This window comes from Undibacterium sp. 5I1, assembly GCF_034314085.1.
GTDB lineage: Bacteria > Pseudomonadota > Gammaproteobacteria > Burkholderiales > Burkholderiaceae_D > Undibacterium.
The window spans coordinates 4,401,085-4,416,869 of sequence record NZ_JAVIWI010000001.1; the positions used below are offsets into that span (position 1 = coordinate 4,401,085).

Here is a 15,785-nt window from a genome sequence, read left to right on the forward strand (position 1 = left end):
TTTTTGCGAATCGCCATGTACAATCTTTCGGGTACCTACATCGCTTAATTTGTTCACATATTTGGATCATTAATTCAGATCACCGACAGGAACTACCTTGCTTAATTTCATGAACCCCAAAACATCGCCGGACAAGTTAGCCAAACTCGTTGGTGCGGCGACGGTGCTTGGTATGCTTTATTTTGGCAGAGAGTTTCTGATCCCGATTACCTTAGCTGTGATTTTGAGTTTGTTGATTGCACCTCTTATCCGGCGTATGCGACACATTGGTTTTGGGCATGCGGCGTCGGTGATTGTGTCGGTCGTCACGCTCACGCTGGCGCTGAGTACTTTGTGTATTTTGGTTGGCGTGCAGGTGATACAAATGGGTGCTAGCCTGCCAAAATATGAAGAGACCATCCGTGGCAAACTCCGCGCACTGGATCAGTTAACGCTGGGCAAACTGAACGCACTGACCGGACAGGCAGACCGGGTGATGGATGGTTTATCGGACTATTCAAAACCAGTTAGCAGCGTGCCAGAGAGTTTGGCTCCGGCAGAGACCCCGACTAAGGTCGCTAGTAATCCTAAGCATGGAGCCAACAAGGCTGCAAATAGTACCGCGGCTAGTTCCATCAACGTCGCAGCCAATGGTGGAGTGCATGCAGGAACAAGCGTAGGAACAAACGCAGGAACAACTACCGGAGAAATGATCACCGCCACTAAAAGTATTACTCCCATACCAGTGGAAATACGTTCGCCGCCGTTAAAGCCTTTCCAGCTAATAGAAAAAATATTTAACTCAATATGGGGACCAATCGAGACCACCGGTATTGTCTTTGTTGTCCTGATATTCGTCTTACTTGAGCACGAAGCCCTGCGGGATCGTTTTATCCGGCTCATCGGCAAGCATGATTTACGCGAGACCACCATTGCAGTCAATGACGCTGGCGAGCGGCTTTCCCGGTTTTTCTTATCTCAGTTCGGAGTGAACATTGCGGTGGGTTTGCTGATCTGGTTAGGGCTGAGCGTCATCGGGCTTTCGCAAGCCTTGCTGTGGGGCGCGATGGCTGCTATTTTGCGATTCATCCCCTATGTCGGCGTCTGGATTGCTGCGGTCTGTGCGACCTTGTTAGCCGCTGCAATCGCGCCAGGATGGTCGCTGGCGCTGATGACGATCAGTCTGTTTTTTGTGGTGGAGTTGGTGATTTCCCAATTGATAGAGCCGCATCTGTACGGACACACCACCGGATTATCGCCATTATCCGTCGTGATCGCGGCCATCTTCTGGAGCTGGTTATGGGGGCCGGTAGGTTTAGTGTTATCCACCCCGCTGACGCTTTGTCTGGTGGTCGCCGGGCGCTATATCAGCTCGCTGAATTTTTTAGAAGTATTGTTGGGTGAGATACCTGCACTCACCATGCCAGAAAATTTTTACCAGCGCGCCTTAGCCGGTGATGCACAAGAAATTATCGCCAACGCCCGCCGCTTCTTAAAACGCAAGTCGTTTAGTGCCTATTGCGACACGGTATTGGTTCCAGCCTTACATTTGGCAAAAATGGATTTTACTGACAGGGCGATCACCAAGGCGGAGCAAATCAAAGTCAGTAACGCGATTGCATCGGTGCTTCAGGAGTTGAGTGAGAACAGAAAATGGTGGAAGCATTATTCCCGTACTTCTTTATTGGAAGGAATGACCTTAGGGCGGCAATTACGTAGTCAGCGCGAACGGATAATCGGACAGTGGCAAGGACCGATGAATGCTCCCGCCGGATCCATTTTGCTGAGTATAGGACTAAACGACATCACAGATGAACTGGCCGCAGAAATACTGGTGAGAGTTCTACGGGCACAGCATATTGATGCACGTCATATCTCTATGGAAGAATTTGGGTTGCCACCACCACCGGATTCGACTCCTGACATCATTTCCATGATCTGTTTTGTCTGTGCCGATCCGATCAAAGCTCAACAACATTTAGAATCCACTGCCGCCAAATTACGTAGCCAACTGCCACACGTCAAGATCGTAGCGGTCTTGCTAGCCAATCCGTTTGATGAAACTGAAGGTGTTTTGCAAGAGGTTGCCGGTACTGATCAGATAGTCAGGTCTTACCAGGAAGCGCTGCAAACTTGTCTTGAGATCATGCCGGTTTCCAGCACGGTGAGTTAGATTTTTTCTGATGCTATTGTAATGATGTAATTAATATACTCCTGCTGGGTATTTTAAATCGTTTAATGATTAATTAGTCTATAGGGCGATTTATTTAATTTTTGGGGGGAGTATATTCAGAGATGGTTCTTTTTGGTGCCTACATGTAGCTTGAATGTCAATGCACATAACAGCAAGACACCCTTGTGTTGAGATGTCTTGATGTTTTACCTTTTTGCATCTGGTCAACCACCGTTTCTAGGTTGGCAAGACTGATGACTCAAAAAAAACCGCAGCATTTCTCGTGAGGCATCAGGGCCTTTAGGGTCAGTGTAGCTGCCAGCGGGGTTTCCGCCAGACCAGGCATGTCCCGCCTCATGGATCACCCAGTGCTCTGCGATGGAATGGCCCTCACTGTCGTGGTAACAGGTTGTCGAGTAAGTGTATCCACCATGTGTCTTGCCTGTTTGTATCGAGATATTCTGAGGTGATTCTGGATCGATTTCTACGTCTTGAGCGGCGATATTCTGCTTAATCAGATGATCGCCATTATTGGCGTTAACTGTACGGTCCTTGTCACCATGAAAAACAATAATCGGGATGGTAGTCTGAATTGACTCTTCTACTTGTTGGTACTTTGCTCTATAGCTGCCCTGTCGCATTGCTGACAAGGCCGAGGGTATATTATTTGCAGAGGCATAAGGTAATCCAGAGTGCACTCCAACCGCCGCATAAATATCTGGATACAACGTTGCCACCGTAACCGCCATTGCGCCGCCAGCAGACAAGCCCGCGATATATACGCGGGTCGTATCTACCGGGTAATCATGGATGATTTCTTCCGTGATACCAGCAATAATGGATGGCTCCCCTTGCCCGCGCAACTGATCGCTAGTCCGGAACCAATTCCAGCATTTTTGTGCATTGGCAGCTTGAGTTTGTGCTGGGTAGGCGACTATGAATTTTTGCTCTTCCGCAATCTCATTCATCGCTGTGCCTGCTGCAAAATCATCTGGATTCTGGGTGCAGCCATGCAACATGATGAGCAGTGGCAAATCCTTACCATCGGTATTGCCAGGGATAAAAATTTTATACGTGTGAGAAGGAATTTGCTTTACATATGATCTGGTCAAAAACTGTCCTGCTGCGCCAGCCTTATTAACGATATCGTCTAACGCCGTTTGGCTATATGGCCAAGTGGCCGGTACTTTTAGTTTAGTGGCATCAATTAAATCGCTGATGGGTTTAGAGATATCAAGGGCACTTATATTGGGCAATTTGAAGGCTGGTAATTTCTTAGGTCGCTTCTTCACAACGTGCTTAAATGGCATGATGACCTTGCTCAGACCGTTGAGGCCACCGAGTCCACTTGAGCGGGGAAGGCGGAATAGCTTTGTGATGGTTTTTAATTGAGCAGCCCAGTTTTTATTTTTACGCATAATAGCTCTCTGTTGATCCGGCTGAAGATTGCATTGTTTTTCTATCAGAACAGGACTTACGCAAAATGATCCCGGCGAGGCGCTACAACGCAGCTGGAGCGGTTTTACGTAAGTCCTGTCAACGACGTAATCAGCAACATGACTATACAGCCAATAGATAAAAATGGCTCCAATAATTGCTTTGAAGCCAACGATTATGCGCTACTTAGAGTGAGGGGTCGTCCAAGCTAGTAGGCTCAGTCACCACTAGTCTATTATGTTCTGCTCGGAATTTAGCCGACATTTCATATGCTGCTTTTCGTATGCGCATGATAGATCCTAAAGGTCGGTGTGCAACAACGCCATGCCAAGGACTAAACGACATGCCGTCATCAATGGCTTTTGAGCGGCCTTCGCTCCAGGCGACTTGGGACGGCACCGATATGCGGGCGACGGTCAGGTAAGGACTGAGCTCCTCTGGCCAGGCCACTGAGGCATCTTCAATTGGCATTTTTTCTATATCAGTACAAAGCTGCACGCGCAATTCCCATTCAGCATTGTTGTGCGCAAAGAAGTCGACTACTGCCTCACGCAAGCCATTGGGTTTGTCGCTTAAATCGACCGCGGCGCCAGTCAGCGCCACCAAGCCAGCAGATACAGGGACCACAGATAATTTCGCCATGTAGGTACCGAATAAAATGGGTACCTGACTGAAAAACGTTTCACCTAGAATATTGGTTTCGGGATGACCACCCATCGCGATAATCTTGCCGCTCTTACTGCCGACTGCTTCCAGCACTTTTTCGGTACTTTGTAAAACTGCTGACAATACTTTCTTCAACCCTGGCGCTTTGTCGGTAGTCGATGCTAACAACTTTAAGCTACCCAAAAATTCTTTTGCCCGTGGCGCACCAAAAGTAGGGCTTCCATTGACCAATACAAAATCCTGAGTGACATCGTCCTCACTACCTGCTAACCGTTCCCCATTCACGCCAATTAGCTTGATTGCCATACCACGCGGGGTAGACACCGCATCGTCTAGCAAGTCACCAGGGATCGTAGAAAACCTGATCACTAACGGCCAATGTCCGGGATGAGCAAAAATCCCTTGCGCCAGCTCAGGTGGAAGATTATCTGCCACCGTCAATTCACCATGCAATAAGCCATGACTTTTTGCATGCACACTGCGGGTCGCGTGACCTGAATCTTTGTAGGTGATTTCTGAAATATGTTTTAGAGTTTTCAGCAAACCGATTTGCGTTTCATCTTCCTCTTCTTCGGATACTTCATAAGTTGATTTGTATGGCAGGGGTAAAACTGGCGGGATAAGAGATGACATGACAGACCCTTGTTAATTGTGAGGTAGGGCGCTGAGTTTATGATTTAAGAGTGAGCAGAGTCTGTGTGTGAACGCACTTAAGGAAGATTCAGGAAGATTTCCCGCGTTTTCTTTGATTGTTGTTTTTATATTTATCAGCAAGATGATGATCTCTTAAAAACAGGACTTGTGTGGGTTATCGAACCGATCTCTAAGAATATTGGGCGTAATTTGAACTTAGCTTTGAAAGGCTCAGAGCCAACCAAAAAATGGAGAATCCTATGCGCACCCACACAGAAAGTGAATATATGAACTTGGTTTTTGATGATGTCGATGAATTTAACATCGATAAATCATCTTGGAGTACGACGCTAGCGCGGGATATCGGTGTAGCTGCACTATCCCTAGTTTTCATCGTCTTGTTAGCGGGATGTTTACTTTCTTTTGGTTCAAATTAAAGACTGCGTTTTTTTGGAGGAATGATGATGCCTACTAAAACACAATTTCATGAAACGCCCGAAGGTCTTTGGTTATGGCGAGTGTATGACTTCCATGTTGATCCGCACTCTAAAAAAGAAGTCGAGGGTAAGTCCATTACTTCAGAGAAAATGTTCCACTCTGAGGCGGAAGCAAGTGAAGATCTGACGCATTGGAACAAGTCTACAGGACCGTATTTAGGAAGAGTGTCGGATCCGCAAGCCCATTAAAATTAAAACATTCCCGGAAAATACACATGAGCGACGAATACTTAGATTTACAAGCAGCAGTTCAATACGATTTGTTTTCTCACGCTGATCAGAAAAGCCCGGTAGGCTATCTGTTAGACCGTGTTTATTATGCAGAGCCTGGCGATCATCCGACGGATACGAATACCGGGCATGGCCTTTTCTTTTATAAAAAGGCGGACCTGCAAAAACTGATGTACGGCACACCTGCGGGTAGATTGGAAGATAACGTCATCGTGAGTAATAACGGCAATCGTTATTATCTAAAAGCACTTTAAAAGATTGTTTTACAGAACGTTATAAATTCCTTTGTATCGCATTTTATATCGCATTTAATTGGGAGATAAGTTCGGCGAATACGACCAGGCGGCACCGCTAGCGGTACTATCCTTCTGTATTTTTCTAATTAGATTTTGATTGATACTTGGCTTGTGTTTGGTTTGTGATTAATTAATACTCCCCATAAGTATATTTAATTGTCCATGTAATTATTGGCTTAAAAGTGATATTTTTATTATTTTACGGGGAGTATATTGATTTTTACCATAAGTAAATAGCTAAGAAGGTTGTAGAGCTAACAGCCAGGCACTTGCTCAGCATGACCGAAGCAGCCTGGCCAGCCTGGTAATGTAAGCTAGCAACTGAGCCTAGAAGCTGGGCCATGAATCCAGATGCAGTAAAGATGTAATAAGTAAGCCCTTAAGAAAAAATCATTTCTTCTCCTCTAACAGAAAACCCCTTCAATATTGCTATTTTGTTGCCGTAGATTGGCTCAATCAATAGCATCCCAACGCCAGATACAAATCCCGCACTAAGCAAAATTGCCGTTGTAATGACAAGGCGGACTTCCTACGCAGATTAGCTAAGACTGTTTAAGCGGCGAGCATCTTTTGGTCGTAAAACAATTCCGTTTTTAAATTCATCCAATGACAGAAAAGACGTCGCAGTAGTTTTAGCTATCGCTTCGCGTTGTAGCGTCAACTGATAAGCTCAGATTGATACCCATAGCAATATGGATCGTCATAAAAAAGTGATTGGACGAGACATTCCGTTTATTGCAGTATAAATGTGGGAGACACCCACATTTGGCAAAAACGCCATAGTAAATATAGAGCTTATTATATTTACATACATAAAATAGAGGCTACGATGAACAAGATAAATCGCATCAAAAAATGGTCGGTAATCGTCGGTATTTTGCTCAGCAGTATCTTGCCAATATCCAGCGCACAGGCCGCAGCATGGACGTTAACCGGCGCAGTCGTGACGCATGATCCTAGTATGATAAAAGACGGTAACACTTGGTGGATCGTTGAAACCAGTGACACCGGTATTGGTGTCAAATACTCGCCTGACGGGCATGCCTGGACGCAAGGTGGCAGCATATTTGCTGGCGGCTTGTCGTGGTGGGGGCAGTACAACGGCAATTCTAAGGTCGTTTGGGCACCCGACATGCGTGTCTATAATGGCAAAGCGATTTTATACTATGCCATATCGACCTTTGGATCGCAAAAATCAGCCATCGGCCTTGCTACTGCATCCAGTATTGCCAAGGGCGACTGGGTTGATAAAGGGCTTGTGTTGTCCTCTAAGAGTGACGATAACTTTAATGCGATTGATCCGAATTTTGTAGTCGATAAAGCGGGGCAGCCGTGGCTGACTTTTGGGTCTTGGTGGACTGGGATTTATACCAGCAGAGTTGATCCAACCACATTAAAGCCGATTGGTACCCGATACCACCTTGCCTCTGATAGTAGCGGGATTGAAAACGCCTTCGTCATGATCAATGGTGGCTACTACTACCTGTTTGTTTCTAAAGGTACTTGCTGCTCAAAAGCCAACAGCACTTATCACATCTCGTATGGCAGATCGACTAGCATTACCGGCCCTTATCTCGACATGAGCGGTAACGATATGCTCAATTCTGGCGGTACTACCTTAGAGGCGGGCGGCGGTCGTTTTTTTGCTCCTGGCGGAGAGTCGGTCAGTAACGGTGTACTCGCCAGACATAAACTGGATAGTCAGAATAATTTCAATGGCGTCTTATTTTTAAACGACCTGTATTTCTCGAATGGATGGCCAACTTACTAATCTCTTCGTTATTTTGTCAGCGCTAGGTCAGGATCAGTTTCAGGCTCATGACGCTTCGTTGTGAGCCTGAAGCCCTTTACGATCATCATTTTTTGCTAACTCCTTCGCCACTCCTTCAAACCTGGCACGACATAATTACCAATGATGATTGCATTGAGTGTTGCAGTTGGTAGCAGAAGTGTTGTAAATTCCCACGGCTTTTACACAGAATAAAACTATCTCGAGCGATGAGCTGATCTGTGTCGCTCTTAAATCGTGCTGGCTTACATCACCTCTTGCTTGGACAATATGGGCACAAATTGCGCTGAATTTTTCTGGCGTGGCAATTTCCCTAGGCTTACAAGGGCAAGTTTGCCCTTTTTGGCGATGTGATCTGACATCGTTATAGCCAATCAATTCCGAAGTCGTGCTCTTAGCGAGCTTCTAGGCTAGTTCCTAAGCGAGTCCTGATATCGATATTGATATCGAAAACGCTAAAAAATTGATTGGAGAGATTTTTGTGTGCACCTTAAGATGAATTTAGAGCATGTAGATAAAAATGCCTGACCTTGAAGCGCATAACTAAAAATATATTGGAGACGTATGAAACGTAACGTATCTGGCCCAGATATGGCCAAGCCTTATCGCCCTTTGGTTTTAAAAGTATCCGTGGCGGCACTAGCTAGTGCTGGGATGCTGACTTGTGCTTCTGTATGGGCGCAAGAAACTAAAGCAGTTGCTGCCGCTGCTGACGAAGGTGTCGTAGTTGTGGTCACGGGCGTTCGCAAGTCGGCTGAGAGTGCACTGCAAATCAAAAGAAATTCAGATCAGGTCATCGACACCATTGTTGCCGATGATATTGGTAAATTCCCCGATACAAATGTTGCCGAGACTTTGGCGCGTGTGAGCGGGATTCAGGTTCGTCGTGATGCCGGAGAAGCCAATTCGGTATTGATACGCGGACTCCCCGGGATTGCTACGTTGTTAAACGGTAGAGAAATGTACACCACCAACGGACGCTATGTGAACTTGGCGGATATCCCGTCAACCATGTTGCAGCGGGTCGATGTGTATAAATCCCAAAGCGCCGATTTGGTGGAAGGCGGTATTGCTGGTGTAGTGGATGTCCGCACCAACCGGCCTTTCGATTTTAAAGGCTACACATTTTCAGCTAATGGTCATTTGGAAAACAGTGATAAATCAAAATCCAATGACCCTAATGTCGGGATGATGGTATCCAATCGCTGGAAAACAGCCTATGGCGAATTTGGTGCCCTATTCGGTCTGTCTTATGTTGAAAATAAGTATCAGGAAGAGCGTGCATTTAATACCAATCCAACTAGCCAGGGCTCTAATCTCACAGGTCCTTTTGTGATGGGTATTGAAGCTATTCCTGGTAATCGTCGTCGTTTGGCAGAGAACGTTGCTGTGCAATGGCGCCCGAATGCGGATGTAGAGTTGTACGCAGAGGGCATCTCGACCCGCTATAAAAATACGTTTGAAACAGATTTTTTTGTTGGGCTTCCATGGCTCGGCAATTCAGTAACGACCACGACGATTCCTGGCACAAATCAGGTGCAGACAATCTCCTCGCATAACACTTTTACGATCGACTCAACACAGGCAAATAAGGCGGATACGCTGACACAGCAGTTTGCCGTCGGTGGCCGGTGGAATGCGAGTCCGGGCTTAAAATTTACTTCAGAAATATCTACTACCTCGAGCAAATACACGTGGGCTAATCCGATCCTGGATACCAATACCACGGTACCTAATGTCAATGTCAATACCAGTTTGAATGGCACGCCTAATTTTCAATACACGGGTATTGATATGAAGGATGCGAAAAATTTCTCTTTATTTCAATTATTTGATCGTTATGGTCGTGATAAAGGGGGCTCAACTGATTGGCGTGCGGATGGTTTTTATACGCCGGAGGCCGATGGTTTATTTAAAGAGTTTAGCGCTGGCGTCCGCGTCTCTAGCAGAACGGCTGAATCAATCAAATCATTTGAAGGTGGAGTAGGTGCGCCACCAGGTATTAATGCGGCCAGTATCAATGGCTTGAGCTGTGTATCGCCAGCCTTGGGCGGTAACTACGGCCTGGCGCAATGGTACACACCATGCGCTACTTTCCTGATCAATAATACGGCTGCGATTCGCAATGCGGTAACAGGCTCCTCCAGCGCGAAAGCACTCGATCCGGGATCAATGTTCCAGGACTCTGAAAAAAGCTATGCATTTTATGGAAAAACAAATGTTGGTTTCGACTTGGGTAGCGTGCCGGTCAGCGGAGTCATTGGTGTGCGTATAGTTAAAACAGATGAGGAATTGCAAGGCAATAATTTGTTGACTGACGGTAGCTATGTTGCGACACAAAAAAGCAGTTCGAGTACAGATGTGTTGCCGAGCATGAGTTTTAAATTTAATTTGCGACCAGATCTGATCGCCCGTCTGGCAGCGGGTAAAACGATTACTCGTCCCGATTTTGCGCAGCTCAATCCGGGGGCGGCTTATGTGACTGCGGGCGTGACTGTCAATCCGACCGCGACAGGCGGCAATCCAGACTTAAAACCAGTAACAGGTCGCAATTTTGATGCCGCACTTGAGTGGTATTTTGCACCAGCGGGATCTCTCAGCGCGGCGGTTTTCCAGCATTATTTTGACGGCTACATTCTCAATAAAACACAAGCGGAAACTTTCGCGGGAACGGTATATCAGGTCACACGTCCTTACAATACCGACAGCGGACAATTGCAAGGTTTGGAAGTCGCGTATCAGCAGTTTTATGATAAGTTGCCTGGCTGGTTAGGTGGCTTTGGTTTGCAGGCGAACGTGACTTATATGGAAGGTAAAACGACCAAATCAGTTGACCCGACTTTAGTCGATAAACCTTTCACTGGCTTATCAAAATTTTCTTATAACATTGCCGCTTTGTACGAGAAAAATGGCTGGTCTGGACGTTTGGCTTATAACTGGCGTTCTAAATTTGTGGATACTTATAATGCCTCTAATTCCGGTTTGGATTTGACGGTTGCACCGATATCGTCGCTGGATGGGTCGCTGAGCTATAAGATCACACCTAATCTTTCAATCACTTTAGATGGCAGCAATTTGTTGGACTTTAAGTACAGCGATTACTTTAGCAATCCTAATGTGTATCCGCGTGACACTCGCCGCTATGACCGCAGGATAGGTATAGGTTTGAACTGGAAAGGTTAATCTTTCAAAGCTAAACACATACAGGTAAAAAACATAGGCACATTAACACCAGCAGGTGATTTCATCGGGGCATTGCTAAATAGCAGCAATGCCCCTTTTGGTTGAGACGAACATATAACCGGTAACTTATGCCGGGCGAGAATTAAATGAATACTCAAAAATTATCGACAGTAGAAAAAGTGGGTTTTGGGGCAGGTGATATGGCCTTAAATGTCGTGATCTCATCAATGATGCTGATCATTACTTTTTTTTATACCGACATCTATGGTTTAAAAACTACCGACCTCGCTTTACTCTTTGTCTTGGTTAAGTTTGTCGGTGCGATTGCTGATTTAGGGATGGGGCAAATCACTGATAGATACACCAGCCGCGCTGGTCGCTACCGTCCTTATTTATTGTGGCTCGCGGTGCCTTATGGCGTCAGTGTATTTTTTGTGTTTACGACGCCCGAGTGGCAATACAGCGCCAAATTAGTCTGGGCGTATTCCACCTATATATTAATGACGGTGATGACTGCGGGGGTTGGGATTCCGTATATCTCCTTGGTGAGTGCTTTGACCAATGATCCGAAAGAGCGTTTATCGGCGAACGGATATCGACTGTTTTTTGCCAAAATCGGTGCGTTTATGGTGACAATTATTGTGCCTCTGCTAGCGCAAAAATGGGGCTCTGGTAATCCGGCAGTCGGCTACCAGGCTGCAATGGCGGTGATGGCAGTAATGGGTGTCGCCTTATTTTTGTTTTGCTATTTCAGCACTACAGAACGGGTCTTGCATGTCGTCGAAAAACAGTCTTTGTCTTCGCAGTTAGCGGTACTCTTACGCAACGATCAATGGCTGATTTTATGCGGGGTCTGTGTGACTGGTACGGTCGGTTATGTGGTGCGTGGATCAGTAGCGATTTATTACGCTAAATATTATTTGGGTGCCAATACAGAAACTGTCGCTGCTTTTTTATCTACCGGTGTTGTCGCAGCGATTTTATCGATGGTTGCCTCAACTTGGATCACCAAATTTTATTGCAAGGTAAAACTATTCCGTTATACACAAATCGCGGTCGCCTTGATCAGCGCATTGATTTATCTGGTGGTTAAACCTGGCGATACGGCTTTAGCTTTTGTTTTGTATTTTTTATTGTCCTTCGTAGTGGATTTGCATGCACCTGTATTTTGGTCGGCGATTGCAGAAACCATTGATTATGGGCAGGTAAAGACCGGTAAGCGGGTCTCTGGATTTGCGTTCGGCGGTATTTCAGTTTGTCAAAAGATCGGCATGGCAGTAGCGGGCGGCTTGGTAGGTATCTTGCTGAGCTATTTTAATTACCAGGCTAATCAAGAGCAGACTCAATTCGCTTTGACCGGCATTGTCTTAATGTTTTCGGTGATCCCGGGCGTGTTCCATTTCATCATGGGATTGTTGATGTTTAAGTACCGTATTAATGACGATTACTACAGCGGTGTGAAAGACGAAATGCGCACTAAAGGTTATGTAGCAGGCTAAGGTGTGAAGTCGAAATATAGTTTTGAAATGAGATTAATGTATTGACGTCAGTTGCTGATCTTTTTTGTGATCGCAATGTGACTATGGGAAATAACCGTGACTGAAAAATTACACCCTTTAATTGAGCAACGTGCTGACCCACATATCTATCAGCATACCGATGGCTATTACTATTTCACAGCCTCAGTGCCGCAATATGACCGTATAGAATTACGTCGTGCCAAATCGATTGTAGAACTGGCAAATGCGGAGACGGTCGATGTCTGGCATAAGCCAGATACCGGCCCATACAGCGAATTGGTCTGGGCGCCAGAACTGCATTTTAATCAGGGTGCCTGGTATGTTTACTTTGCTGCAGCACCAAGTCGCGAGATCAAGGATAAACTGTTTCAACATCGGATGTACGCTATCCGTAATACGAATAGCAATCCCTTGCAAGGTGAATGGCAATTCATGGGGCAAATCGACACTGGTATCGACAGCTTTTGCCTAGATGCGACAACGTTTACTCATCAGGGTGTGTTGTATTACGTATGGGCGCAAAAAGATCCGGCAATTGAAGGTAACTCCAACATCTACATCGCCCCAATGAAAACCCCCTGGGAGCTCGGCGGGCCACCGGTCATGCTCAGTAAGCCAGAATTTGATTGGGAAATCCGTGGATTCTGGGTCAATGAAGGGCCGTCAATATTAAAATGTCACGGCAAGATATTCATCAGCTACTCTGCTAGTGCTACCGATGAAAATTACGCCATGGGATTATTGTGGGCTGATGATCAAGCCAATTTACTAGACCCATCTGTATGGACTAAGACCAAAGAACCCGTATTCCAGACCTGCTACGAGCACGGAATTTATGGCCCTGGTCACAATAGTTTTACCTATGGTGCCGATGGTGAGACTGTTATGCTCGTCTATCACGCCCGTACTTATACCGAAATTATCGGGGACCCGCTCTGGAATCCAGACCGCCATACTTTTGTCAAAAAATTGAAGTGGGATGCGGACGGGATGCCCTTGTTTGGTCGCCCCTCAGAGCCGTAACGATGAGTGGCAAATTTAATAAAATAGTGATGGAGACTTCGGCATGAGTGACAACCGCGAGATACCTTCCATCAGTCAAAAAGTATTTGGACAACTACCAGACGGCAGGGATGCACAGCTATTCACTTTAACCAATAGCCAGGGCATGATCGTCAAAATTACCGACTTCGGCGGCATTATCACCGAGTTGCATGTGCCTGATAAACACGGTCAGTTTACCGACGTGACGCTAGGCTTTGATCATCTGGCGCCGTATTGCGATGTCTCTCCTTATTTTGGTGCCTTGATCGGTCGTTTTGGTAACCGCATTGCCGATGGACGTTTCGTGCTGGATGGCGTCAGTCATCAACTCCCCTGTAATGATGGTGCCCATCATTTGCATGGTGGATCAGCAGGTTTCCATCGAGTGAAGTGGGATGCCGTACCTTTTGTCCGCAATGATGCACGAGGCGACATTACCGCGGTTGGCCTGACTTTGAGCTACCTCAGTGTCGATGGTGAGCAAGGATATCCCGGCAATCTGCAAGTCACCGTCACTTACACACTGACTAATGCCAACGAACTGCAAGTGCTGTATCAAGCGGTAACTGATCAAGCGACGCCTATCAATCTGACTCAACATACTTATTTTAATCTGGCCGGAATTAGTGATGGAGTGAGCGACATTCTGGGTCATGAGTTAATGATCAACGCCGATACTTACCTCCCGGTGAATAGTGTGTTGATACCTACCGGCAGCTTATTGCCTGTGGCCGATACTGCATTTGATTTTCGCACACCGCAACTCATAGGCGCGAGGATTCATGACGAGGATCAGCAACTGGGCTATGGCAGCGGTTATGACCATAATTATGTGCTGAATAAAAGTCGATCTAAAGAATTGAGTCAGGAGTTGAGTCTGGCTGCGCGTGTGCATGAACCCGTGTCTGGATGCGTACTAGAATTGTGGACGCAAGAACCAGGCATACAGTTTTATAGCGGTAATTTTCTGGATGGTTCATTGGCGGGGAAGACTGCTCATTACGGTCATCGCAGTGGTTTTTGTTTGGAGCCACAACATTATCCCGACTCACCAAATCAGACTGCTTTTCCGAATACTATTTTACGGCCAGGTGAGGAATATGAAAGCTTTTCGGTTTATCGGTTTTCGGTACAAGCCTGATCGTCATGGTGGGTGGAAAGATTTCAGTTGAATCGCAAAGTGGACTTATTAATGAATTCATTAGCCAACGCATTAGCAATTTAATGGTGAATATAAAATTGATCCCATGATGCAACTCAAAATAGACGCCAAGAACATATTAGGTGAATGCGTTCTATGGTGTGAGCGTTTGCAGCGCTTGTTATGGACCGATATAGAAGGTGCATGTCTCTGGTCCTATTATCCGGCGAGCGATGAGATTTTTCAGTGGGCTATGCCAGAACGATTAGCTTGCTTCGCTTTAACCGATGACGATGATCAATTGTTACTCGGTCTGGCCTCCCGACTCGCTTATTTTCAATTTTCGACTGCACTGATCACACCGATTTGCGATGTGGAATCTGATCTTCCAACGACGCGCATCAACGATGGTCGCTGCGACCGTCAGGGGCGTTTTGTGTTTGGCTGTTTTAATCAAGCACCTGATGCGGCGGCGATCGGTAGTTTTTACCGCCTCAATACCGACCTGAGTTTAGAGCGTCTGCCTTTGCCTCAAGCCGCAGTAGCGAATAGTATTTGCTTTAGTCTTGATGGCGGCACCATGTATTACTGCAACTCTCCTGACAAAGTTATTCGTTGCTGCAGCTATGACGCGATCAGCGGCGCGATTTCGGACGACCGATTGTTTGCCGACTTGAGCGGTCAGCCTGGTGAGCCGGATGGATCAAGTATCGACGCAGAGGGATATTTGTGGAACGCGCAATGGGGCGGACGACGTGTCGTGCGCTATGCACCGGATGGACAAATAGATCGAGTGCTTGATCTGCCAGTATCACAACCGAGTTGTGTTACTTTTGGCGGGCCGGAGCTAAATGCGCTTTACGTCAGCACGGCGCGTGTTTCACTGTCTGATACTGAGTTGGCATTGCAACCACAAGCGGGAGGTATTTTTCATGCTGAGCTGGACGATGTTCGAGGTATCCCGGAACAAAGATTTTTAGGCAGACTTTTTTAGTTCGACATTCTTAGGATTGCGCAGCTAATTCTGTACTTTACTGTTTTTTATCGCAGATCATCGGCTATTTATCCGGCTTACTTTGATATCAATGTTCAAAAAACCTGAGTGCAGGGTCTAATGATAATAAGGCTTTCCAGTCATTTTTGTCTTGAAGGCCGCATGATCATTGGACGTTGGTATTGTGCATTTTAATGCTCTT

General features: G+C 46.2%; 12 protein-coding genes. 10 read left to right on the forward strand and 2 right to left on the reverse strand.

The genetic code is table 11. The features are described from left to right. Nucleotides 1-109 precede the first annotated feature (109 nt). Entirely contained in the window at nt 110-2,152 is a 2,043-nt protein-coding gene (locus RGU72_RS19225) for an AI-2E family transporter (protein ID WP_322121275.1), read from the forward strand. A 224-nt stretch (nt 2,153-2,376) separates the two neighbouring features. Here the strand turns inward: RGU72_RS19225 and RGU72_RS19230 are convergent, their stop codons facing one another. Together RGU72_RS19230 and RGU72_RS19235 are read right to left on the reverse strand one after the other, a co-directional pair. Next, on the reverse strand, nt 2,377-3,570 hold the full coding sequence (locus tag RGU72_RS19230; RefSeq protein WP_322121276.1) for a PHB depolymerase family esterase: 1,194 nt from the start codon (nt 3,568-3,570) through the stop codon (nt 2,377-2,379). Between the two features lie 205 nt (nt 3,571-3,775). Continuing rightward, nucleotides 3,776-4,888, reverse strand: a complete 1,113-nt coding sequence (locus RGU72_RS19235; RefSeq protein ID WP_322121277.1) for a catalase family protein — start codon at nt 4,886-4,888, stop codon at nt 3,776-3,778. 260 nt (nt 4,889-5,148) lie between these two features. Here RGU72_RS19235 and RGU72_RS19240 point away from each other — a divergent pair, with 260 nt between their 5' ends. From RGU72_RS19240 to RGU72_RS19280, 9 genes are all read left to right on the forward strand, one after another. Then, on the forward strand, nt 5,149-5,325 hold the full coding sequence (locus tag RGU72_RS19240) for a hypothetical protein (protein WP_322121278.1): 177 nt from the start codon (nt 5,149-5,151) through the stop codon (nt 5,323-5,325). 27 nt (nt 5,326-5,352) lie between these two features. Continuing rightward, entirely contained in the window at nt 5,353-5,574 is a 222-nt protein-coding gene (locus tag RGU72_RS19245; RefSeq protein WP_322121279.1) for a hypothetical protein, read from the forward strand. 26 nt (nt 5,575-5,600) lie between these two features. Beyond that, nucleotides 5,601-5,870 carry a hypothetical protein gene (locus RGU72_RS19250; RefSeq protein WP_322121280.1) on the forward strand — a complete coding sequence of 90 codons (270 nt, stop codon included), beginning with the start codon at nt 5,601-5,603 and terminating at the stop codon, nt 5,868-5,870. An 871-nt stretch (nt 5,871-6,741) separates the two neighbouring features. Then, nucleotides 6,742-7,683, forward strand: coding sequence for a family 43 glycosylhydrolase (locus tag RGU72_RS19255; protein WP_322121281.1), 942 nt, complete (start codon nt 6,742-6,744; stop codon nt 7,681-7,683). 582 nt (nt 7,684-8,265) lie between these two features. Further along, a complete protein-coding gene (locus tag RGU72_RS19260) occupies nt 8,266-10,884 on the forward strand; it encodes a TonB-dependent receptor (protein ID WP_322121282.1) in 2,619 nt (872 codons plus the stop codon). A gap of 146 nt (nt 10,885-11,030) precedes the next feature. Continuing rightward, nucleotides 11,031-12,383 carry an MFS transporter gene (locus RGU72_RS19265; RefSeq protein WP_322121283.1) on the forward strand — a complete coding sequence of 451 codons (1,353 nt, stop codon included), beginning with the start codon at nt 11,031-11,033 and terminating at the stop codon, nt 12,381-12,383. Nucleotides 12,384-12,479: 96 nt separating this feature from the next. Next, nucleotides 12,480-13,427: a glycoside hydrolase family 43 protein gene (locus tag RGU72_RS19270; RefSeq protein WP_322121284.1), complete on the forward strand. Its 948-nt coding sequence runs from the start codon at nt 12,480-12,482 to the stop codon at nt 13,425-13,427. Nucleotides 13,428-13,470: 43 nt separating this feature from the next. After that, nucleotides 13,471-14,589: an aldose epimerase family protein gene (locus tag RGU72_RS19275; RefSeq protein ID WP_322121285.1), complete on the forward strand. Its 1,119-nt coding sequence runs from the start codon at nt 13,471-13,473 to the stop codon at nt 14,587-14,589. Nucleotides 14,590-14,695: 106 nt separating this feature from the next. Continuing rightward, nucleotides 14,696-15,583, forward strand: a complete 888-nt coding sequence (locus RGU72_RS19280) for an SMP-30/gluconolactonase/LRE family protein (protein ID WP_322121286.1) — start codon at nt 14,696-14,698, stop codon at nt 15,581-15,583. The last annotated feature ends 202 nt before the right edge of the window (nt 15,584-15,785 follow it).